We start from the raw sequence: 22,610 nt of genomic DNA on the forward strand, positions 1-22,610 counted from the left end.
TATGAGATAAGGGAGTGGTTCGTATGACAAGAAAACAAATGAAATTAGGCGCATTCATTAATCTGCCCGGCCATCATGTCGCAAGCTGGCGTCATCCTTCTTCAGGTGCAGGCCGCGCATTTGATTTGGATTATTTAACGGAAATTGCACAGACAGCTGAACGTGGCAAATTCGATATGGTGTTTTTTGCCGATGTATTGGGTCAGAGGCTTTCCGGGAATGCACAATCCTCACTGAAGCTGGACCCTGTTATTATTATTTCAGCACTTGCAGCGGTGACGAAACATATTGGATTAACGGCCACGTTGACGACGACCTATAACGACCCTTACCATGTAGCGCGTAAATTCGCAGCCATTGATCATCTGTCCAAAGGACGTGCCGCCTGGAATGTAGTCACATCCGCCAATGATGGAGAAGCTCTCCTGTTTGGTAAGGATAAGCATTTGCAGCATGCACTCCGTTATGAACGCGCCGAGGAATTCGTGGACGTTGTCAAACAACTCTGGTTGTCCATAGAAGATGAGGCGCTTGTCATCGACAAGGAAAAAGGACGGTATTTAGATGTAGAGAAGGTACATCCCGTTAACCATGAGGGTGCCTGGTTTAAGGTGCAGGGCTCGCTTGATTCCCCGACAACACCGCAAGGACATCCCGTGATTGTTCAGGCCGGATCTTCTGAATCCGGAAAAGAGTTAGCAGCGAAGACGGCGGAAGTTATTTTTACAGCATGGCAAACCCTTGAAGAAGCACAAGTCTTTTATCGGGATGTTAAAGGGCGACTGGCTAAATACGGGCGTAAACCGGATGACCTGAAAATCATGCCTGGTGTGTTTATTACGGTTGCCAAAACAGAGGCAGAAGCCTTATTGAAACAGCAGCAATTAAACAGCTATATATTGCCTGAAGTAGGATTGGCGTATTTGTCCGCTTTTACCAATATTGATCTGTCGGGGTATGATGTCGATGAACCACTGCCGGAAGCGAGTTCCATTGAAGATGAGACGAATCCGCGAATCCGCTACAATATCATTCGCGAAATTGCGAAACGGGAGAATCTGCAATCGATACGTGCAATCTATGAACGAATTGCAGGAGCGCGCGGCCATCGGGAAATTGTCGGCACCCCGGAACAAATCGCGGATCAATTGGAAGAATGGTTCTTGAATGAAGGTGCAGATGGCTTTAATATTATGCCACCGCATTTCCCGGAGGGTTTTAATGACATCATTGAATTGGTGATACCGGAATTACAGCGGAGGGGCTTATTCCGTACAGAATATGAAAGCAGCACCCTTCGAGGGAATCTGGGGTTATCTGTGCCTGCGGTAAAAACACGCGAAAAGGCATTAACCGGCGCGAACACTGGAGAGAACGTGTAAGGGATGAACATTAACGCAACCTTTCGGGGTTGCGTTTTTTACATTAGGGAACTGGAGTTTACCCATTTAGAGGAGGATACCAGCCGCCTTCTGTTTAGTAATTACACCCACCCCGTAAACTCCAATATGGACGCTTTCGCGGATTGCACTTCGGATTGTGCGCCTTTGCGCCATGCTTTGGGCGACTTCCCCATCAGCTTGGAGAAGCAGCGATTGAAGCTGGAAATGGAGTGGAAACCAACTTGCTCAGAGATCGATAGAATGGAGTTGTCCGTGCTTTTCAACTGCTTGCAGGCCTCTTCAATCCGGGTGCTGTTGATAAAATCGAGAGGCGTCGTACCCATAATTTCATGAAATTTTCTGCGGAAATGTGTTGTACTCAAGTGGCATAGATCGGCCAAAAAATCGATGGTAATGGGGGTCATATAATTTTTGGTGATGTACTCCAGCACCGGTGAAATAACAAGATCGCCTTTCAGACTATGGTCTTGACCCTGTTCTGCCAGGGGCTGATTCCTGGAATGAATCCGCAGGAGTTCGATATACAGGGACAGCATCAGGCCATAGGCACTTTCCTGGTAGTAGGGGTTCTGTTGTTTCAACTCCTCAACGATCGATGTGGCAAGGGTATACACCTTGGGATGCTGCTCCTTGCTTAGCACACAGTTCGTTCCCTGCACAGCCCATAAATTCGGCTCAAAGTCACGGTATGTACTTTTCAATGAATGCTGAAACAGGTCCTCTGGCGAAAAGAAAATATAAGCCCACAGGCTGGCTGTATTAGGCGTGCTGTATGTTGTGTGGGGAAGATATCTGGGAATGAAGGTTACATCGCCGGCCTGAAAGGGAACGGATTCTCCCTTGATTTCCATGATGCCGCTATCCGAATAACAGATGCCAATCTCCAGATGGTTATGAAAATGAAGATGTTCGCTCTTGATATCGGATATTTTCCAACGTTCACCGCTTAACAGCAGCACAGGAAAGTGAATGGGCAGGCTGTAATGGCGATATTCAATGACAGGCTTCTTTTTTTTAGGCATATACGATCCCCCTATTTGTTAATTGGAGTCCATTTTTATTAGAAACTACAGTAAAGGTAACTTTTAAAAAGGATGAAATTCTACAATTAAACGGTAACGGAGAGGGCAGAACAAATCTGGAGAAGCAGAGTGTTCGCCTTTATCACCTGATTTTCCCATAGAAAAGGAATCAAAAAAATCTGGGGATAACAGCGATCGGAAGATTGTTCTGACAGCGGAGTGACTTAGTGTAAACCTTAGATATTATTCATAAATGGTTGAAATTGCGCAGTTTTGTTGTGAATATGCTTAGATTGACACTATTTTACTGCGTAGAATGGGATAAGTAAAGCGTTTACAATAATGGACGGACACCTCTCAGGGCGCACTTGGGGGCGTGTGCGCAGGAGAGGGGAATACCAATGCTTCAAGTGAAATATGACAGGGAAGAGATTTTAAAGGTCATCGATAACGTCACCCAAAAAACGCTGGCCATGGATCTAACGTGGGATTGGCCTTGCGGCGTGGCCTATTATGGTGTAACCAGAGCTTATCAAACGACGGGGAACAAGGAGGTTTTGGACAGGCTGGTTCAGTGGGCGGATGAGTACATTGAGCTCGGTCTGCCAAGCTGGACGGTTAACACCTGTGCCATGGGCCATATGCTGATTACCTTGTATGAAGAAACAGGGGATCAGAAATATTGGGATATTGTCTTGAGCAAGGTGGACTATCTCCAGAACCATGCGCTCCGCTTCGGAGACAACGTGCTGCAGCATACCGTATCCGTTGCCAATGATTTTCCGGAACAAGCCTGGGCGGATACCTTGTTTATGGCTGCATTTTTCCTGCTGCGCGTGGGCAGCAAACTAAAAGATGAGGCCATGATTCAAGATGCCTTGAATCAGTATTACTGGCATATCAAATACCTGCAGGACCCGAGCACGAGTCTCTGGTATCACGGCTATAACAACGTTAACAAGGACCACATGTCGGGATTTTACTGGGGCAGAGCGAACGCCTGGGGCGCCTATACGATGTCACAGGTGAAACCGCAATTGAAGGACTGGTATTTGTATCCGCAATGCATGGACGTCGAGTGTTCGCTTCGGGATCAACTGGCAGCACTGAAGCTGGTACAGACGGAGAACGGCCTGTGGCGGACGGTTTTGGACGACGAGGAGTCCTATGAAGAAGTATCGGCATCTTGCGGGATAGCGGCAGCTATGATCAATAACGGCAATCCGCTGCATACCAAATATGTGCAAAAGGCTTTGGATGGCGTTCTGAAAAACATCACCGAAGACGGGCGCGTACTGGGTGTATCCGGCGGCACGGCTGTAATGAAGGATCGTGAAGGATATCGTAATATCCCCAAAGACTGGATTCAGGGCTGGGGTCAAGGCCTGGCACTCGCTTTTCTGTCCGACATGTTGAGATAGGAGGAGATCCAATTTGTCCAAAAAATCAACGGGAGCCTTTACCCTGCCCGGAGAATCGGGTTATGAGGCGCTGACATTGGAACTTGCTGAACGGTGGGGTGCCGATGTCATTCGTGACAGTGACGGTACCAAATTGTCGGATGAGATTATCAATGCAGGTTACGGTATTTATTCGACGATCTGTATTATCCGGGATCACAACGAGTGGGCTTCCCGCAATACGGATAAGCTGCAGCAGTGTTTCCTGATTACGAACCCCAAGGTGGCCGTGCAGGATTACCTATCCATCTACCTGATGGAGGATTTCTTCGCTGAACAGTTCCGGGTTAACGATTCCCGGGAAGCGTTCAAGTATTGGCAGGTCTATGACCGGACGACGGGGAAAGAAGTGCCGAGAGAACAATGGAATTATGAGCGGGAATCCGGCAATGTGGTCATTACCGGCATTGTTCCGTGGCATAAATACACCGTCAGCTTCATGGTTTACCGGATATGGGAAGAGATCTCCATGTACAACCACACGACCAATGACTGGGACAAAGAACACCTGATGCAGATTGATCCCATCTATCCAGAAACTCAAGCATACTTGCTGAACTGGATGGAAAATTGGTGTCAGGAGCACAAGGAAACGACCGTTGTCCGGTTTACTTCCCTGTTCTATAATTTCGCCTGGATCTGGGGCAGCAGTGAGCGGAACCGTCATCTGTTCTCGGACTGGGGTTCATATGATTTTACGGTAAGTTCAAGAGCACTTGATCTGTTTGCCAAAAAGGTCGGCTATTCCCTCACGGCTGAGGATTTCGTGAATGGCGGGAAATATCAGGTCAGTCATATCCCTGCGGATCAGCGGAAGCTTGACTGGATGGCATTCATCAATGATTTCGTGATTGAATTCGGCAAAAAGCTGATTGATATTGTACACAAACATAACAAGCTGGCCTATGTCTTCTACGATGACAGTTGGGTCGGCATGGAACCTTATAATGACCGTTTTCAAGAGTTTGGATTCGATGGCATGATCAAATGCGTATTCTCCGGGTATGAGGCAAGGATGTGTTCGGGGATCGACGTGGACACGCATGAAATCCGGCTGCACCCATACCTGTTCCCGGTTGGTTTAGGCGGCCTCCCTACTTTCAAGGAGGGCGGCGACCCAACGCTGGATGCCAAGAAATACTGGATTAATATCCGGCGTGCCCTGCTCAGGGAGCCGATTGACCGGATCGGACTGGGCGGTTATTTGCACCTGGTCGAGCCTTACCCGGATTTTGTGGATTACATTGAAAAGATTGCGAATGAATTCAGGGGAATGAAAGAGCTGCACCAGGCTGGCAAACCTTATCAGATCAAGACCAAGGTAGCTGTTCTGCATAGCTGGGGCAAACTGAGATCGTGGACGTTGTCCGGGCATTTCCATGAAACCTATATGCATGACTTGATTCATGTCAATGAAGCCTTATCCGGATTGCCGGTTGAAGTGCGGTTCATTGATTTTGAAGACATTCGTCAGGGCGTACTGCAAGATTGCGATGTCGTGATCAATGCCGGTTCTGCCGGTTCCGCATGGAGCGGTGGAGACCACTGGAATGATCACAAATGTGTGGATTTACTGACGCAATGGGTGCATAAGGGTGGTACCTTTATCGGCATCAATCAGCCTTCGGCGATCGAGGGATACGACAACTTTTTCAGAATGGCACATGTTCTTGGGGTGGATGAGGATACTGGTTCCAGAGTCGTTCATGGAAGATGGTCTTATGAGGTTCAGGATAAGCATGGATTAGTACCGGATGAGGCCAGCATTACGCCTAAGAACGGTATTTATCTCACGGATGGAACAGCTGAGGTACTGCACGAAACGGATGGCTGCATTACGCTGTCTTCACATGCCTTCGGCAAAGGAAAAGGAATCTATCTTCCTGCATTCGCATTCAACTGGGAGAATACCAGATTGCTGTTGAATCTGATTCGCTATGCTGGCCATGAGTACGAAGAAACGAAGTATATCCCGGATAACCTGTATACCGAGTGTGCTTACTATCCGGAAAGTAACATATTGGTTGTCATCAACAACAGCGACCAGATGCAAAAAACAACGATCGATACAGAGTATGGAAAACAAACGCTGGAACTGGCCCCGTATGATACGGTTATCACCAAGATTGGCGTAACCAAATCGGTGTCCTCATAAAATATCTTCTTCATAGACCGTTTCCCTGACTAGGGAGCGGTCTATTTTAGCTGAACAGGATTTTCTCCATGAATATGTTGTTGGATTCCCTTCTTTATGAGCCAGCTCATTTTTGCTATGCTAAATTCAAATATTTGGATACGGGAGAGAGCATGGATGCCTAAAATACTGATTGTTGACGATGAAACGGATCTTCTCAAGCTGCTGACCGATTATTTTGAAATCAATGGATATACCGTTATGACGGCCAAGAACAGCCGGGAGGCGCTACGGAAAGTGGAACAACAACCCGATCTCGTTTTGCTAGATATCAACATGCCTGAGCAGAACGGTCTTCAATTATGCGAGCAAATCCGAGACTTTGTCTCTTGCCCGATTGTATTTTTAACGGCTCGAATCGAAGATGCTGATAAAATAGCCGGATTTCAGGCTGGAGGCGATGACTACATTCTGAAACCTTTCAGCATTCATGAGCTGGGGGCCAGGGTCGAAGCGCATTTGCGCAGGGAACGGCGAATCCAGACTAAATCCTCGGTGAGGTTTAACGATGATCTGGTCATTGATTATACGGCCCGGGAGCTCTACTACCGGGATGAGCGAATTCCTCTGGCCAAAAAAGAGTTCGCTATTATTGAACTGCTGTCAATGCATCCAGGTATGGTGTTTGAAAAGGAGCGCATATATGAAAAGATATGGGGCTTGGACAATGAAGGTGACAGCAGTGTGATGGCGGAGCATATCCGGCGAATTCGCTCCAAATTTAAGGAGTTTGGTTGCTCTAACCGAATCGAGACCGTTTGGGGAGTAGGATATAAATGGCCAAGTTTATGAACAGGCTGCTGCTGAAGCCGTTTACCTTGCTGCAATCTTTTATCCTGTTATGCGTGGTCACGCTCATTGCCGTGCTGGCCGTCATAACCCTGGAGTTCGCTTGGGCGGAGAACCTGCGGCTGCGTTATGGTGAAACGGATTGGGTGCTGCCTTCCCTCGTCGCGGCGGTGCTGCTAACTGTGACCGCCGGGATTGTCACCATGGCCGTTTTGTTTTACAGATTGAAACTAAAACGTCCGTTGGAGCTGTTAAAGCGAGCATCCGAGAACATTTCGGCCAACGACCTGGGCTTCCGTATCTCCTATGACAGCCGGGACGAAATGGGAGAGCTGGTCACGGCCTTTGAAAGCATGCGCACACAGTTGGAGAAAAACGTAAAGACACTCTGGCGTTCGGTAGAGGAGCGCAAGCAGCTCAATGCAATTTTTGCCCATGACCTTAGAACACCGCTGGCGGTGTTGAAAGGAAACGCCGAGCTTCTCTCCACCTATCTGCCGGAGAAGAAATTGTCGGAAGAAAAGGTGCTGGACCTGATTCATACCATGAACCTTCACATTGTACGTCTGGAGAGCTATGTGGAGGCGATGAACTCGATACAGAAGCTGGAGGATGTCCCGGTGCATCGCCAGTCGACGGATGTAATCTCATTGACGGCTTTGCTGAATGACAGCGGCGAACAAATCGCAAGGAAATTCGGCAAACGCTTTGTCTCTTCCATGGAATGTGATCATACTGCAATTAACGTGGATCCTTATATCATCATGCAGATTTTCGAGAATGTGGTGGCCAATGGGGGACGATACGCAGTCAGTCAAGTGAACGTTCGTTACATCGTACAGGAAGGCTCTATGAAGATTACTGTCTCAGACGACGGGCCGGGCTTCTCGGACGAAGCCTTGCACAAGGCCGATCTCCCTTTTTACCGCGATGAGGTGTGGGATGCTACCGAACATCGCGGGCTGGGCCTTTACGTTTGCAAAGTTTTTTGCAAGAAACATGGAGGGAGCCTGCATGTTGAAAACGGACCTCGCGGTGGCGGAAGTGTGACAGCAAGTTTGGGGTTTGGGGACCCGAGTTGATAAATAGTTGAAAATGACATGATAGCATTTCCTTATCTTGATTTAAGGAGTGTTATGATGCCAAAACTGAAAAAAAGTATTTTTTTCGCAATAAGCTGCTTACTGTTGTTATGTTCCATGTGGGTGAACCCTGTGTCCGCCACGGAAGCCCGAGACAAGACAGAAGTCATGAGGGACATCGACGAATTTATGACTCGGAGCATGAAAGCCAATCATATCAAGGCTGCATCATTGGCAATTGCCAATAACGATGAGGTCTTCTACGCAAAAGGCTATGGAACATTTGAAAATGGCCAAAACGTTACGGGCGGAACTCCTTTTCCCATTGCTTCGCTAAGCAAGTCCTTTACCGCATTGGCTGTTCTGCAGCTCGCGGACAACGGTCAGATTGACCTGGATGCGGCTTACGCTTCCTATTTTCCCGGGCTTTCCCCACGGGATCCTCATTTTCGTGATATTACGGTCCGCCATCTATTGAATCAGACCAGTGGTCTCAATGACAAAATAAATCCCGATATGACGAGGACTCCGCAATTCCAATCCCTGGACGAGGCAAGCCGGTTAATATCCGAGGTTCAATTGGCCCATAGCCCCGGAACCGCCTACAGCTATCATAATCCCAATTACGTGCTGCTGGCGAACCTTGTGGAGAGCGTCAGCGGAGAGCGCTTTTCGGATTACCTGAAAAGGCACATTTTTGAACCGCTAGGAATGAATCATACCTTTAGTGTCAGCACGACGCTGCAAATCGATGGGAATGAAGCTGTTCCGTCGGGACATTACTCGAGTTTGGGACGTTCTGTAAGTCAATCGGAACCACTGTGGTTTATTGAGGGCCCTGCAGGCATCGTATCAACCGCTGAGGACATGTCGCTGTGGATGCTTGCCCAATATCACGGCCGCCTGCTTTCCCCCGATCTGATGAAACAATATCATGAAGCCGGAGCCATCGGGCCGTACGGCATGGGATGGCTTGCAGATCCCCAAGATGAATCCGGGGGGCGAACGATCTCCCATAGCGGTATTTTCTGGACGTACAAGTCGGAAGAAACGGTGTATTTGGATGAGCAGCTGGGCATCGCGGTGATGTTTAATTCGGGTATAAATGCTTTTGTGAACTACTCGGCTTTTATCGATGGAATCGCGGATATTATGAGGGGGGAGAAGCCCGAAACCTCTTTTGTGAACGGCCGAAACATGGAAATGATCATGATTGCGCTCATCCTCGCTACGCTTGTATGGGGCGTCTATGCCTATTCTCGCATCCGTCGGAAGAACCAACGTCTCACAATCACAATCAGCAGATTGATTCTGATCACGGTCGGCAAGCTTATCCCAATCCTGATTCTCTTGTCCCTGTCCCCATTAATGACGTTTATCGGCGGAGGGCGCGTGCTGCCTTGGTTCGGCATCTGGACTACCCTGTCGTCTCCAATCATATGGCTTGTTGTATGGTCGCTTGTCAATATAGGACATTTGGCTAGTTATTATTACGTTTATGTTCAGAATACAAAGAAAGGCCGAATATCCAAATCCATGAGGTGAATAGATGATACGTATGGCTGTGGGCGCGGTCATCCAAAAGGGTGACGAATTACTGTTGGTTCACAAGGTGAAGGGAGCACAGGGGAGAATCCAAGGAACATGGGATTTTGTTCTTTGAAAAATACGTTCTCGAGAGGGGAGGAGAGTAAGGTGAATGCGGAATTCAAATTATTGACGGAGTTCTTGCAAGGTCATGATGAAGTAAGTGATTCCATTTCAGAGGAGGACATTCAGGAGCAGGAGCGTCGTCTAGGTAAGCCGTTTCCAGCCGCTCTGTGTGAATATTATAAGAGGTTTGGACATTCCAGATTCATCACGCAAAAGTGCAGTAATCAGTATGAGCCGATGACCCTGCATGATATATTCGTGCCTGATCCCGATTTCTTTACAACGGACAAGGGGTTTCTGGTGTTCTATCAATGTGAAGAGTCGGTGATCTATTGTGGTATTCGTTTTAGCGACCTGAAGCAGGAAGACCCGCCAGTGTATCTGTGCGCATGGAACAATCCCGACTGGTCGCTGGAGAACGAATCGCTCACCAATTTCTTGGTAAGCAAAGCATTCGTTCAGATGGGGGTGGAGGACAGGCTGCCCTATTGGGTTATTTTTGACGAGAGTATGTGGGGTTTATCGGATTACCTAACGTATTGGGGATTGTGTGACGAACAGGATGAGATCCAGGAAACGTCCTCTCTTCAGGCTTGGCGAATATTTTGTAAGGACGGTGTCATTTTTCTCTTTGAAATGGCTATTGGGGAAAATGAAGATGATATTTTGGCTGTATATCTGACGTCATTCAATAGAGAGAGTATAGCGAGCTTGTTGGAACGTGCAACGCAAGATCGTCAACTGCCCGACTACAGAACCAATCTTGGTTGATTGTTTTAAAGGAGAGCCTTATATGAGATGAAATGGAGGTCACTCGCATGTATGCCACATTTCTACTTCGAATCAAAGCCTTTTTGTTGGATTACATTCTGATGTTTGGTTATTTGGTCTTGTTATTGGTTGTGAACGTGTTCATCTTTCCTGCCTTGCAAGAGCTTTTTAATGGATCCCTTGCTGTAGCTCAGCTTACCGGTTTTATAATGGTAACTCTACCGATCTCCGTATATTTTGTGATTAGTGACTCAACAGTGGGTGGACAGTCGTTTGGGAAAAGGAAGACGGCCATTCAGGTTGTTAATCAAAATGGAAATGCTTTGTCAGTACCGCATGCTATATTCAGAACGATTCTGAAGTTCCTGCCTTGGGAGCTCTCGCATTATCTGGTGTACCGGCTGGTCCATGTGGGAGAAGGTGCTGTTCCTGTCCAGTATTATGTAATAGGCGGGCTAATCTACGCCCTGATGTTCACGTATATTTTTACCGCAATATTTACGAAGAGAAAGCAGTCCTTGTACGACCTTCTAGCAAAAACACAGGTGGTTAAGCGGGCTGGCTGAAGCTTATTACTAAACTGAAGGAGCATATATATGCAGAAATTTGATCAACCAACTGCTTTGCGATCCGTTTTAAGTCCGAAATACTTGGAATTTGCTCTAAGTGATCAATATGACATCGGGCAATGGAAAGAATGTTTATTTTGGCTGCGGGGATTGAATGATACTTATCGGGTAAAAACGTCCACGGGCATGTATATCCTTCGGGTATACCGAACAGAGGTTGGCGAAGAAGAGGTACGCGCGGAGTTATCGGTGCTGTCTCAATTGAAAGCAATATTGAGTTCTTCAGCGCGCGCTGATGTAGGAGAGCATCTCAATAAGAAAGACAACAGTGGATACACTGTTCTGGATGCGCCGGAGGGTAAACGGATGGCCGTAATGTTCCGTTACATCAATGGGATCGAGAATAATTTGCAGGATGAAGAGTCCTGTTATGCTTTTGGTCAATCTGCGGCGGAGCTGCATAAGGCTATGGATCAGGTGGTGCTGGAGCAGCCCAGATATGAGCTGGATACATCATTTCTGATTGATCAGCCGCTCGCGCGCATTGTGGCGTATATCGGAGAGTCACATGAGGCAGTACCATTTTTGTATGCGTTTACTCAGGAGCTGAAGAAGCGTATTACGGCATCCAGCCATAGTCTGGAATGGGGTCTGTGTCATGGTGATATGCATGGCAACAATAATGCTTTTCAGCAGGGGAATTCGTTTACACACTATGATTTTGAGTGGACGGCTAATGGCTGGCGTGCGTATGATCTGGCTCAAGTGAAAGCTAGGAAGAGACAGTCTGGTGAGCAAAAGGAAGCATTATGGAAGGCACTCATGGCGGGTTATCGTTCGATACGAAGCTTCTCTCCAGAGGACGAACAAGCCGTCGACCTGTTCATTGTCGCTCGCAGATTTTGGGTCATGGGTCTGGATGCTGCATTTATCGAAAGTGATATGGGTGCGCTGGATTATGGCGATGATTGGCTGGACAGTTTTATGGAGGAGTTTCGTGAAACGGGAATCGTATAGTTTCGGAAAAAAGTTTTATTATTTTGATACTGAATTAAATAAATCTAAGACCCATCTGAGTGACTCAGATGGGCCTTTTGGTCTCGTGATAAATCTGCCTTGTCAAACATTAGCTTGATGAAGATGATGAAGCGGCAGCAGAGGCCGATGCCGCGGCAGCAGAGGCCATGGCAGCTTGCTGTGCGATGATAATGTTCGTGATACTTGTTGAGAGAGTGGTGGTCAGAACGCCATTTCTCAAATTCTCAACATGCTGAACCGCCACAAGGGCAGATGAGAATAACAGCAATTCCTGTTTGGTGATCGACCATGCCCCGAAGCCCTTTTGATCACGCAGCCAGTCATACGTTTCCTGGACCTGATCCACAAGTGTTTCCTGGTCCACAGGCAGTAAAGAGAGTACACCCAGGGAAGATAAGGTATACGTTTTATCCAGTCGGATGCTGCGTTTGCGGAACGCCTCTTGTAATCTCAACACGCGATGACTCGATTCCGGACTGTCGTCCCCAAGAACCAATACTTGTGTTAATGCCTGTACGCTATTGCCTGAAGAGAACTCCGGCTTCAGTTCACGATAGAGCTGTTCCATGCGGGCCACACCGGAATCCACATCCAGATCGGAGAGAGCCAGCATGGCTGCAAAAATATAGTCATCCTGTGCAGTAAGGAAGCGGTGGTTTGCTTTCATCTGATCGTAAAAAGCCTTAGTGCGTTCTACCGTATACTGAAATTGATCAGGCGCTGCCTGGACAGCAATTTGATAAGCAGCAACCGCGAGAAAATCGGAAGAGCGGAATTTGATCTCTTTCATCAGGTCGTAGACATGCAAAGTTTCCGCCAGCTTCGTTTCCTGATCCGTTGTGAGGGAGAGCATGGCTGCGATACTGATGGCCGAATTGCCCCTGAATGCAGAAAAGAGACCTGTATTATGTTTCATCAGATCATGACTCTGACGAATGGCCTCGCCATCCGCAGTTTTATTGTCCGCTGCATAGAGAAGGGCACTAAGGCGGTGCATCATCGGATTTTGCCACTTGAACGACTTCTTGATGATTTGGGTGTTGGAAACGAATAATTCAACTCGTGCTGCGTGTTGCTGCTCCATATGCAGACCTCCCGAATGTTATTACATGGTTTGGGTCGTGGTCTAACATCGACCGATCTCGTTTATAATATCAATTGAATGAGAAAATATAGGAACTATAACCAGTACCCCATATGTGATCTTCTGAAATACAATACGGGGATAGTCCTGAGGGAGTTCCACTAAACTAAGGGTAGAGGTAACAAAAGAACCTTCTCTCTGGTTTAAGAGGTTCCTTTTTGGAGGGGATTAACCCCCTCCTTATCCAAAGTAAAAGCCAGAAAAGTGGTTTTGTAAATTGTTATAAGTGATAATTATTCTCATTTCAAGCGCTTCCTTACATTCCTTGTTGTATTTCTGCGGCACATCTCGTACAATTTGGTGATGCAATTCTGCATTGCGTTAATGTGAGCATAAAAATGAAATCTACAACACGAAGCTGCACACAAGAAAAGGGGAGAATCGTTTGGAATCGAAGCAACTATCTAGAGGGCTTAAGCCCCGGCATGTAGAGCTGATTGCACTCGGGGGTACAATCGGCGTCGGATTGTTCATGGGATCGGCAAGTACGATCAAATGGGCAGGTCCTTCGGTACTGCTGGCCTATTTGCTGGCCGGAATCATTATCTTTTTTGTCATGCGTATTATGGGTGAAATGTTGATCCAGGAGCCTGTCACCGGTTCATTTGCCACATTTGCTCACAAATATATCAGTCCGCTCGCCGGATTCCTAACTGCCTGGAGTTACTGGTTCCTCTGGGTAACGGTTGGGATGGCGGAAGTTACGGCAATCGGCATTCATGTCGGTTATTGGTTTCCGGACATTCCACAGTGGCTGCCTGCACTCGCTGGGGTACTCATTATTGCGGCAGCGAATCTCGCTGCGGTTAAATTTTACGGTGAGTTCGAATTCTGGTTCGCCATGATTAAGGTAACAGCCATTGTCTTCATGGTCGTAATCGGAACCGGATTAATCTTCTTCGGTCTTGGTAACGGCGGAGAGCCGATTGGACTATCGAATCTGGTAAGTCATGGGGGATTTTTCCCTGGAGGGATCAAAGGATTTTTATTCGCCCTATGTATTGTAACGGCTGCCTATCAGGGTGTTGAAATGGTCGGCATTACGGCAGGGGAAGCAGAGAATCCGAAGCAGACGCTGCGTAAAGCAATCAAAAATATCGTATGGCGTATCCTGATCTTTTACGTAGGTGCCATCTTTGTTATCGTAACGCTGTACCCATGGAATGAAGTCGGACAGACGGGAAGCCCGTTTGTACTGACGTTTGCCAAGGTTGGTATCGTAGCTGCTGCGGGGATTATCAACTTCGTGGTGCTTACGGCGGCAATGTCGGGATGCAACAGCGGAATCTATAGTGCGGGCCGTATGTTATACACGCTTGCGGAGAATGGACAGGCACCTGCCTTTTTTAAAAAGTTGTCCAAAGGCGGAGTTCCCCGCAACAGTATCATTGTCACCATTTCCTTGCTGTTGATTGGTGTTATACTGAACTACCTGATGCCGGACTCCAAACTGTTCCTGTATATCTATAGTGCAAGTGTTCTTCCGGGGATGGTACCGTGGTTCGCACTGGCATTCAGCCAGTTCCGATTCAGAAAGCGTTGGGGTAGTGAGATGGCTGATCACAACTTCAAGTCCAAATGGTTCCCGATCAGCAATTACATTATCATCGTGTATCTGATCCTCGTCATCATCGGCATGGCGTTTAACCCGGATACACGCTTACCCCTGGTTGTTGGTGCCACATTTATGGCGATCGTGGTGATCGGATATTACGTATTTGGCATAGACAAGAGACAGCGGGTAGATGGCGGAGAAGGACAATAATCTTTTATATGAACTTCTGAATTTGAAATTCCATTTCATGCATTCCTTGAATACATCGGAGAACCTTTAAGGGGTTCACATGTCATTCAGGGAGTGCATTTTTATTTGTTTTATAGGGGAAGAATGTGTTATATACAAGCAAAATTCCCTCAAACTATGGAAATCCGTAGAAGGGAGAAGCGAAAACTGCAGTAATGCCCTTTTATTTGTAAAAAAGCGTCGAAATAACAACGTAATTTATTGCTCAGCATGGAGGCTTACCTTATAATCAAGAGGATTGAAGAATTTGTAAAACATACTGGGGGAGTTTGCTAATGTTAGTAGGAAAAGGCGCAGTACGTGAGATGTCCAATGATATCGACAAGGTAATCAGAGAAATCGACCAGATCACTCAATCCAAAATTGACCGGGTGTCGGACAAGATTGATTCCGAATTGAACTCTTGTGGTCGTGAGCTTGCCAATGCAGCTACTACGCTATCTCAAATCAAACCTCTGATTGACAGACTGGTCGCACAGGTTGGACAAGATGCTCCCGATCATGTACAGGTACTTGTGACATCGATTGCACAAGAAGTGATGTCCAAAGTAATTGCTACTAGTGGCAACATTGACGAAGTTCAGAAGAACATTAAAGATGTGGACAAATTAACCAACGAAATTGATAGTCTCACGGACGAGATCGACAAGTTGACAGACAAGATTGATGAAATTACTGATAAGTATCAGAAATAGGGAGGTTCGGTCTCTATGAGCGATTACACACCACCTGTAGGTCAACCCAACTACATATCGGGTGGCTGGGGCAACAAACAAGCAAAAGAAACGGCTCTAAAAATAGATCATATCGCAGACAAGGCTAAGTTTGGCATTGAGATGCTGGGTGCAGGATTGGACGGCATAGATGCTATTGAAAAAGAACTGATTGAAATCTCCCATGCGCCTCAGCCTCCTACACAAGAACAGGTTCGATCCATGGCCCACCGTCTCGATGCACATCAAAAGCAGCTTCAACTGGCATTGGATCGGATTAAAGATATGATGACAGATATCGAAAAAGAAACAGATGCAATTCAAAAACCGCGTACATCATGGTGATTTTACGTTGTTTTCGAAATTAGGATATGTGGAAGGAGAGGGGAATCCCTCTCTTTTTTTATTGTTTTAAAGTAGTTTAGGTTCGTTTTCTTAAAAAATCCCCCTTGAATCTCCTGTTACTGGAGCTTTTATGATTGCAACTAGAAGAATTGCTGTACAGCTTGCAATTCGAAACGCAGCAAACAGACAAGGGGGAACTAGTATCATGAGGACAGTAGAATGGATCTATCTTATTTTCAACGTCGTAATGCTGGTGTGGTTGATCGGAGGGCGGAATAAGCCGCAGAAAAGGGTATGGGGAGGACTCGTCATATCGGGTGTGCTGCTGCTGATTCATGGATGGGTAGAGGGCATGCGTTGGCCGATGATTCCAGCGTACCTGCTCACATTGGTTCCACTGATTGGGATAATGGCAGAAGCAAGAAGACAGCAGCGCTCAGTGACGACAGTGGGCAAACATGCTGCAGCATCGTCTTCCAGCACGTCTGCAGTACAAAAAACTGGACGTGTTCGAATCATCGCAACGTCTATGTTGGTGTTGGTATACGCTGCCGTAACCGTTGGGCTACCGCTGCTTTTTCCGGTATTTTCATTTGAAAAGCTTACAGGTCCCTATGGAATCGGAACAGTATCCTATGACTGGACAGACAATAGTCGGGAGGAATTACTGACAAGTACAGCCGGGGACAAACGGGAACTGATGGTGCAGATCTGGTATCCCACAGATCCAGATGCCAAGGGAACAACAGCCCCTTATGTAAACGATCCAGCCGTATATGCAGCAGCCTTCAATGAAGTGCTGCAGCTGCCGAAGCTGTTATTTTCAAGTTTGGACCAAGTCAAAACACATGCGATTCAGGAAGCTTCATTATCTGATGCGGAAGCGCAATACCCGGTAATCCTTTTCTCTCATGGTCTGCATGGCTATGAAAATCAGAATACGTTCCAGGTGGAGCAGCTGGTTAGTCAAGGTTACATTGTTGTTGGCATTAATCACACGTATAGCAGTCTGGTATCTGCATTTCCGGATGGACGTGTGGCCCAGTTTGAATCGGAGGGGAAAGAAGGTTTCGAACAGCTGCAATTCAGTTATATGGACAAGCTCAACGAGACATGGGTGAAGGACGCGCAGTTTGTACTGGATGAGGTGGAGAAATTAGCCGCAGGAGATCCAAACGGGCGTTTTACCGGACATATGGATCTGGACAACATCGGCATGTTTGGACATTCATTTGGCGGGGCGACAACGGTACAGATGTTAATGGATGATCCGCGTGTCAAAGCAGGGATGAACATGGATGGTGTATTGTTTGGAGAGAAGCGCATTCCCGCTGAAGGGGTAGGCAAACCGTTTCTGATGATGAGTGCGGACACAACGGTCGCAGGTACAAGTGTAATGAGTGACGAAGAGATCGCGGCCATGGGCACGACCCGTCCGGAAGCCGAGAAATACTACGAGGAAGTATATGCCCGATATGAGCCAGTGACCGCAGGAGGGAACTTCTGGATGGAGCTGAGCAACACCAAACATCTGAGTTTCTCGGATCTTTATCTGATATCTCCCATTCTGGAATGGTCACAGGGTGTAGACGCACGTGGGGCACAACAATTGATAAACGATACAACGATCGACTTCTTCAATCACTATTTAAAAGGGCAATCGCTCCGTATGGATAGTGAAGTGGGGGAACATGCATCCTATTCGTTAAAAAAGGGCTAAAACGAAAAATGGAAGGAGACTGACGTTCAGTCTTCTTCCATTTGTTTTAACCGCAGCCTCATGCCTTCCTGAAGCAGGTTAATACCGTTAACAATTTCGCTCCATTCGGGGTTCAGCACCATACACAGTCTATTAAAACGAAGGATGCGCTCTGTAACGAAGTCCAGCATGTACCGGGCTTGTTTGCTGAAAAAGGCTTCTGGGTCTCCGGTATGTTCATTGCTGGCGTACATCATTACAAAATCCCAAACCATAGCCTGAACCGCAGGGCTGTCTGGTGGCCATTGCTTGGTCAGAGCCTCGGTGGTACGAATACGGATTTCCTCCATTTTTCTCACCCAGGCGTCAGCCTCAACCTGTGGATGGTTTGCCATGGTGAAGAAGGGCAGTTCGAGACGGGCCAGATCGGCGATATAGGCCGGATCATTAATGATCTCCTGAATTTCCTTCCAGGCCATTGTTTGTTTGGCAGATAATCTCGTATCTTTCATCAGGTATTTATCAAAAAAGTGCAAAAACGAGACTCTCCATTCCTGCGGGATCTCGTCCAGGAGATGAGATTCTTCCATCTTGGCGGAGACAAATTGCTTCCGTTTCTTGGCATGGGCCGTTAGTGAATCCACCAGGCTGGATACATAGGTGAGAGACTGACCGGAATTCAGTGAAGCTTCCGCTTCATGCTGTTTGGCTTGCTGCAAAATGGAGAGCATGGAGCTCATGGTGCTGATCTGGGTTTCCAGAGCTTCAATCTGCAGGTCCAGCGCCTGTGACATGCCCAGTTCACCGGACATGAGCCTGCGAATATCCGGTATGCCGAAATTCAGATAGCGCAGTGTAGTGATAAGCTCCAGCCGCCACAGGTCCTGCGGTGTATAGAGACGGTGCCCGCCTTCCGTATAAAGCGAGGGATGGACCAGTCCGATTTCGTCGTAATAACGAATGGTTTTAACGGTTGAACCGATCATTTTGGCAGCTTCACCGATCGAATATGTATCTTGGTTTAAATTCAATGAGATCACCTCATGATTGATTATATAACCTCCAGTCACTGGAGATTCAATGCGGAACAATGGCTATAAGGAATTGAGCAGGCCCAGTTTAAATTTGGCCCATCTCGGTTACAAAGAAAAGAGTGCAACTTTTATGAAAACAACAATAAATAAATTTAAATTTGCATGGTCACGAAGAGAACAGAAATAACCTGGAGAAACGAAGTGCTCGCTTAAAAGCTTTCTGCAAGAAAGCTGCATCGGAAGCATACGCTATCCCTGGATTTTCCCCTTAATAAAAGGGAGAAAAAAAATCTGGGGATAACAGCAATCGTAAGGTTGTTCTGTGATCGTAGTGATCATCTGTAAATGACCGAGGAGGAATTGAACATGGCTAATCAAGACCAGCATACTGTACAAGATCCGACGACACAATATCCGAAGGCAACACCCGAGTGGAAGCAGCAGCAGGAAGAGCCTGGACTTCAGCGCGAGATGACACCTGTACCTGATGCAGGGGAAAAGAGCTACAAAGGCAGCGGACGTCTGACTGGACGCAAAGCCGTAGTCACCGGGGCGGACAGCGGGATTGGCCGTGCGGCAGCGATTGCTTTTGCCCGTGAAGGCGCGGATGTTGTGCTGTCCTACCTTCCGGAGGAAGAAGCCGACGCCAAAGAAGTGGTGCAGCTGATTGAAGAAGCAGGCCGCAAGGCTGTTGCGATTCCAGGTGACCTGAAGGATGAGAAATATTGCGAGCAGCTCATTGAATCTGCCGTAAAAGAGCTTGGCGGGATTGATATCCTTGCGAACGTGGCAGGTAAACAGCAGTTTGTTGAACAGATCGCCGATCTGACGACAGAACAATTCGATGCGACATTTAAGACGAATGTGTATTCTCTGTTCTGGCTCTGCAAAGCTGCTATAAAACATATGAAACCAGGCAGCTCCATCATCAATACGTCCTCCATTCAGGCTTACAGTCCTTCGCCAATCCTGCTGGACTATGCAACGACGAAGGCAGCCATAAACACGTTCAGCAAAGCACTCGCCCAGCAGGTCGGCAGCAAAGGCATCCGTGTGAATGTCGTTGCGCCAGGACCGGTATGGACACCGCTTCAGATCGTAGGCGGACAACCCGTGGAGAAGCTTGGTAGTTTTGGCTCCAATACACCACTTGGTCGGGCAGGGCAGCCTGCCGAGATGGCGCCTGCGTTTGTATTCCTGGCAAGTCAGGAATCCAGCTATGTGAGCGGCGAGACATTGAATGCCAATGGCGGTACAGTTAGTCCGTAAACATGAGATAACAGGCATCCATGATTGAAATAGTCGGTTAAACCAAGAACTCCATCCCCTGTTCATGGGAGATGGAGTTCTTTATTCTTTTTAGGGCATTAGTTTTGTTCCGGATTCGGCTCCAGAATTGCGTAACTGCCCAGTGTAGCCAATTGTGCCGTGTTCAAAAGGGCTTCATCCACCGCAGCAAGGGCTTCGCCTGCTGCTGTCATCAGTTCATCCGAGTTAACGGGCGAGGCAAATCTTAGAATAACCTGCTTCTCACCGTTTCTCAGTTCACTTTCAGCCTTCGTTTTGTATTCACTTAGCGAAGCGACTTCAAGATCGTTTTGCACATAATAGTCGTTTGCATCACTTTCGCCATTAAACAAAGTAAGTTCGGAATCGAGCCAATAATCTTTATCCGCTACCGTTTCCTGACTTGCAGCCGTTTCATCGTTTGCATTGTACAGGAAGTAAGGGATACCGGAGTTGGTTAGATTATTGGTGGCATCCACATGCAACCATTCACTTCCAATTTTGACCTTGTTCCACGCATGAGGGACACCACTGGAAGTTCCGGTGACAACAATGCTTTCCAGTCCGGACAGATCGGAGAGCAGTTTGTATACAGAAGCATAGCTGGCACATACACCAACACCTTTGACGAGAATGCCGTAGGTGGTGAATGAGTCATTATATTGTGGATCGGTGGTTTTGAAGTTGTTCTGCTCCGCACTTTCCAGCGCGGCATCATCATACTTCGCATTATCGTTCAGGTAATCATAAATCGCTTTGCGTTTCTCATCCTCGTTCATGCCATCCTTGATAATGGAAGCAACAACTTCGTTTGCTTTGGCAATAATCTCATCCTGTTTCTTTTGGATGGCTTCAGGGGATTCATTATAATGAATCGAAAGCGTCAATGTGCCGTAGTTGTATTCGAAGCCTTCCACACCCAGAACCAATGGATTCTGATACATTACTTTCAGTACAACATCCGAGAGCGTCGTGAAATTTTGGGCTTCAGGAAAAGCTTTCAAAGAGATCTTGTCTTGGGCAGCAATCATGTTTTTGGCCAACACTTCTTCTAATGCGGAATCCGCATTGATAAGTTCATCACCTGCAGCCGGTTCAGGAACCGTTTCCTGATTACCCTCTTCTACCTTTTGCTTTGTATTGGATTTCTGCTCGTCCACAAGGTTTTCTTCACCAGGTTCAGGCGTTGAAACTGGTTCATTTCTATCTTCCGACGGTGCATTTTCAGTCTCGTCTTCTTGTGCTGGTGCAGAGTCGGTGGACTCAGCAGGTGAGGATTCGGCCGCAGAATCCGATACAGGAGCATCACTGTTGTTGATGACCGTAGGCACATCAGGTGCAGGGACGTAAGGCGTATCGTTCTTCGGTTCGATCAATCCGTTACTGGATTCCGCAACCGTTTGGTTTTCCAGTTTTGCCAAATCGTCTGTGGTTAAAGACTCTACCCGTACATAACTGGTAAGAGCAGTTCCTTTGATGTGAAACGGAATGTTCGTTTCGTTAAACTCTGAAATCTCTACATTCGCGGTATCATAGACAATCCTTCCCTGTAATAATGAACCGTCAATATGTTCAATATTCGTTGCTTTGGGCAGTTCATTCACGTTTTTTAATTTCTTCATATATAGTTGTTCTGTCAAAGCCATAGGCAACTGGTCAGAGAGTGGAGCAGTGGCAACACCATTACTGAAATTCGATTCCTTGTCTCCACTAACAGCGGTGACGTAATATTCACCCTTCATGCCATGATTTTGATAGGATGTCATTAGTTCATTGATAACACCAAGGCCGCCTTTTCCATCTCCATTGAAATCATCGAAGGACGTCTCGGTTGTAGTCGCTATAACCAGAGGATTACTTCCATTGTAGGCTTTCTCTGCGCCTTGCAGAGGGATGTTGTTCGTTTCAAAAATTACGGTTCGATCAGCACGATTATAAATTTTGTATTCTGTGGCGCCATCTACTTTGTCCCAAGTGAGTTTAAATCGTTTATTCTTGTCGATCTCATATTTGAGATGAGGGACAGGCACTTCGGACTTAACTGTGAATGGGATGATCATGGGTTTGTCGAGCGGTGTCAATTGGTCTGCATCCAGATCATAGTTAATCCGAATGTAATAGATTGGGGCACCGCCCCAAGTGCTTTGATTCTTGTTCTTCATTGAATCTGAGCTTAATACGCCCCACCCAAGAGGCTTGATGGAAACACTGTTGTCGTTGATTTCTGGTATGGCGTAAACTTTACTAGCTTCGAGTGCTTTAATATCGGTATGTACGCTAATCATATCACTTGCTTGCAGACGGCTATTTTTCAGATCAGCTTTGAACGTAAACTTGAATTCTTCGTCTTGAGCTACGTTATACATCGGCATGATCGATGGGTTCGATTCAGAGCCGTATTTCTGTTTCAAACTTAATATGGTAGAGCCTTCTTTTACAGTATCCTCCGTTGAAATCGTTTCCTCGTTACTGCTCTGACATCCAGCCAGCAGCACGGTAAGTGCAAACAATATAAAATACAGACGTTTCATGGTACACCGCTTTCCTGTTTTTCTTGATGAATCAGACATATTCAATTATGGATAAAAACTATCGTCGATCCT

Annotated in this window: 18 protein-coding genes; 14 read left to right on the forward strand and 4 right to left on the reverse strand. The window is 46.9% G+C overall.

Annotated features, from left to right (window positions below; translation table 11 throughout):
- Nucleotides 1–23 precede the first annotated feature (23 nt).
- Nucleotides 24–1,382: an LLM class flavin-dependent oxidoreductase gene (locus AAIH57_RS09245; RefSeq protein WP_175397785.1), complete on the forward strand. Its 1,359-nt coding sequence runs from the start codon at nt 24–26 to the stop codon at nt 1,380–1,382.
- Between the two features lie 101 nt (nt 1,383–1,483).
- Here AAIH57_RS09245 and AAIH57_RS09250 read toward each other — a convergent pair whose 3' ends face one another.
- Nucleotides 1,484–2,425 (reverse strand): AraC family transcriptional regulator, encoded by a 942-nt coding sequence (locus tag AAIH57_RS09250; protein WP_430021416.1) that lies wholly within the window; start codon nt 2,423–2,425, stop codon nt 1,484–1,486.
- Nucleotides 2,426–2,826: 401 nt separating this feature from the next.
- Between AAIH57_RS09250 and AAIH57_RS09255 the strand changes: the two genes are divergently transcribed.
- The 8 genes from AAIH57_RS09255 to AAIH57_RS09290 all read left to right on the forward strand — a co-directional run bounded on the left by AAIH57_RS09255 (nt 2,827) and on the right by AAIH57_RS09290 (nt 11,960).
- A complete protein-coding gene (locus AAIH57_RS09255) occupies nt 2,827–3,846 on the forward strand; it encodes a glycoside hydrolase family 88/105 protein (protein WP_430021417.1) in 1,020 nt (339 codons plus the stop codon).
- A gap of 13 nt (nt 3,847–3,859) precedes the next feature.
- Complete coding sequence (gnpA, locus tag AAIH57_RS09260) at nt 3,860–6,040, forward strand: 1,3-beta-galactosyl-N-acetylhexosamine phosphorylase (RefSeq protein ID WP_430021418.1); 2,181 nt, start codon at nt 3,860–3,862, stop codon at nt 6,038–6,040.
- A 156-nt stretch (nt 6,041–6,196) separates the two neighbouring features.
- Nucleotides 6,197–6,871 (forward strand): response regulator transcription factor, encoded by a 675-nt coding sequence (locus AAIH57_RS09265; protein WP_430021419.1) that lies wholly within the window; start codon nt 6,197–6,199, stop codon nt 6,869–6,871.
- A complete protein-coding gene (locus AAIH57_RS09270; RefSeq protein ID WP_430021420.1) occupies nt 6,856–7,950 on the forward strand; it encodes an ATP-binding protein in 1,095 nt (364 codons plus the stop codon). The genes AAIH57_RS09265 and AAIH57_RS09270 overlap by 16 nt, the downstream gene beginning before the upstream one ends.
- Before the next feature lie 132 nt (nt 7,951–8,082).
- Nucleotides 8,083–9,495 (forward strand): serine hydrolase domain-containing protein, encoded by a 1,413-nt coding sequence (locus AAIH57_RS09275; protein WP_430021421.1) that lies wholly within the window; start codon nt 8,083–8,085, stop codon nt 9,493–9,495.
- Between the two features lie 150 nt (nt 9,496–9,645).
- Nucleotides 9,646–10,374 carry an SMI1/KNR4 family protein gene (locus AAIH57_RS09280; RefSeq protein ID WP_430021422.1) on the forward strand — a complete coding sequence of 243 codons (729 nt, stop codon included), beginning with the start codon at nt 9,646–9,648 and terminating at the stop codon, nt 10,372–10,374.
- 47 nt (nt 10,375–10,421) lie between these two features.
- Nucleotides 10,422–10,940 (forward strand): RDD family protein, encoded by a 519-nt coding sequence (locus AAIH57_RS09285; RefSeq protein ID WP_430021423.1) that lies wholly within the window; start codon nt 10,422–10,424, stop codon nt 10,938–10,940.
- 30 nt (nt 10,941–10,970) lie between these two features.
- Entirely contained in the window at nt 10,971–11,960 is a 990-nt protein-coding gene (locus AAIH57_RS09290) for a phosphotransferase (RefSeq protein ID WP_430021424.1), read from the forward strand.
- A gap of 109 nt (nt 11,961–12,069) precedes the next feature.
- Here the strand turns inward: AAIH57_RS09290 and AAIH57_RS09295 are convergent, their stop codons facing one another.
- A complete protein-coding gene (locus tag AAIH57_RS09295; RefSeq protein WP_430021425.1) occupies nt 12,070–13,065 on the reverse strand; it encodes a DUF4003 family protein in 996 nt (331 codons plus the stop codon).
- 445 nt (nt 13,066–13,510) lie between these two features.
- Between AAIH57_RS09295 and AAIH57_RS09300 the strand changes: the two genes are divergently transcribed.
- From AAIH57_RS09300 to AAIH57_RS09315, 4 genes are all read left to right on the forward strand, one after another.
- Nucleotides 13,511–14,890 carry an amino acid permease gene (locus tag AAIH57_RS09300; protein WP_430021426.1) on the forward strand — a complete coding sequence of 460 codons (1,380 nt, stop codon included), beginning with the start codon at nt 13,511–13,513 and terminating at the stop codon, nt 14,888–14,890.
- 314 nt (nt 14,891–15,204) lie between these two features.
- Nucleotides 15,205–15,624 (forward strand): hypothetical protein, encoded by a 420-nt coding sequence (locus tag AAIH57_RS09305; RefSeq protein WP_175397774.1) that lies wholly within the window; start codon nt 15,205–15,207, stop codon nt 15,622–15,624.
- 15 nt (nt 15,625–15,639) lie between these two features.
- Entirely contained in the window at nt 15,640–15,987 is a 348-nt protein-coding gene (locus AAIH57_RS09310) for a hypothetical protein (RefSeq protein ID WP_175397773.1), read from the forward strand.
- Nucleotides 15,988–16,192: 205 nt separating this feature from the next.
- Complete coding sequence (locus tag AAIH57_RS09315; RefSeq protein ID WP_430021427.1) at nt 16,193–17,707, forward strand: alpha/beta hydrolase family protein; 1,515 nt, start codon at nt 16,193–16,195, stop codon at nt 17,705–17,707.
- Nucleotides 17,708–17,733: 26 nt separating this feature from the next.
- Here AAIH57_RS09315 and AAIH57_RS09320 read toward each other — a convergent pair whose 3' ends face one another.
- Nucleotides 17,734–18,726, reverse strand: a complete 993-nt coding sequence (locus AAIH57_RS09320; RefSeq protein ID WP_430021428.1) for a MerR family transcriptional regulator — start codon at nt 18,724–18,726, stop codon at nt 17,734–17,736.
- A gap of 360 nt (nt 18,727–19,086) precedes the next feature.
- Here AAIH57_RS09320 and AAIH57_RS09325 point away from each other — a divergent pair, with 360 nt between their 5' ends.
- Nucleotides 19,087–19,989, forward strand: a complete 903-nt coding sequence (locus tag AAIH57_RS09325) for an SDR family oxidoreductase (protein ID WP_430021429.1) — start codon at nt 19,087–19,089, stop codon at nt 19,987–19,989.
- A 98-nt stretch (nt 19,990–20,087) separates the two neighbouring features.
- On the opposite strand, the gene AAIH57_RS09330 is transcribed toward AAIH57_RS09325, so the two are convergent.
- Entirely contained in the window at nt 20,088–22,538 is a 2,451-nt protein-coding gene (locus tag AAIH57_RS09330; protein WP_430021430.1) for a transglutaminase domain-containing protein, read from the reverse strand.
- Nucleotides 22,539–22,610: the final 72 nt, after the last annotated feature.

This window comes from Paenibacillus sp. MABNR03, assembly GCF_050455445.1.
Taxonomy (GTDB): Bacteria; Bacillota; Bacilli; order Paenibacillales; family Paenibacillaceae; genus Paenibacillus; species Paenibacillus xylanilyticus.

Bases quoted from the DNA above. Each gene is read 5' to 3' on its own strand.
- AAIH57_RS09245 (WP_175397785.1), top strand. From the start codon at position 24: ATGACAAGAAAACAAATGAAATTAGGCGCATTCATTAATCTGCCCGGC.
- AAIH57_RS09250 (WP_430021416.1), bottom strand. From the start codon at position 2,425: ATGCCTAAAAAAAAGAAGCCTGTCATTGAATATCGCCATTACAGCCTG.
- AAIH57_RS09255 (WP_430021417.1), top strand. From the start codon at position 2,827: ATGCTTCAAGTGAAATATGACAGGGAAGAGATTTTAAAGGTCATCGAT.
- AAIH57_RS09265 (WP_430021419.1), top strand. From the start codon at position 6,197: ATGCCTAAAATACTGATTGTTGACGATGAAACGGATCTTCTCAAGCTG.
- AAIH57_RS09270 (WP_430021420.1), top strand. From the start codon at position 6,856: ATGGCCAAGTTTATGAACAGGCTGCTGCTGAAGCCGTTTACCTTGCTG.
- AAIH57_RS09285 (WP_430021423.1), top strand. From the start codon at position 10,422: ATGTATGCCACATTTCTACTTCGAATCAAAGCCTTTTTGTTGGATTAC.
- AAIH57_RS09290 (WP_430021424.1), top strand. From the start codon at position 10,971: ATGCAGAAATTTGATCAACCAACTGCTTTGCGATCCGTTTTAAGTCCG.
- AAIH57_RS09295 (WP_430021425.1), bottom strand. From the start codon at position 13,065: ATGGAGCAGCAACACGCAGCACGAGTTGAATTATTCGTTTCCAACACC.
- AAIH57_RS09305 (WP_175397774.1), top strand. From the start codon at position 15,205: ATGTTAGTAGGAAAAGGCGCAGTACGTGAGATGTCCAATGATATCGAC.
- AAIH57_RS09310 (WP_175397773.1), top strand. From the start codon at position 15,640: ATGAGCGATTACACACCACCTGTAGGTCAACCCAACTACATATCGGGT.
- AAIH57_RS09315 (WP_430021427.1), top strand. From the start codon at position 16,193: ATGAGGACAGTAGAATGGATCTATCTTATTTTCAACGTCGTAATGCTG.
- AAIH57_RS09325 (WP_430021429.1), top strand. From the start codon at position 19,087: ATGGCTAATCAAGACCAGCATACTGTACAAGATCCGACGACACAATAT.
- AAIH57_RS09330 (WP_430021430.1), bottom strand. From the start codon at position 22,538: ATGAAACGTCTGTATTTTATATTGTTTGCACTTACCGTGCTGCTGGCT.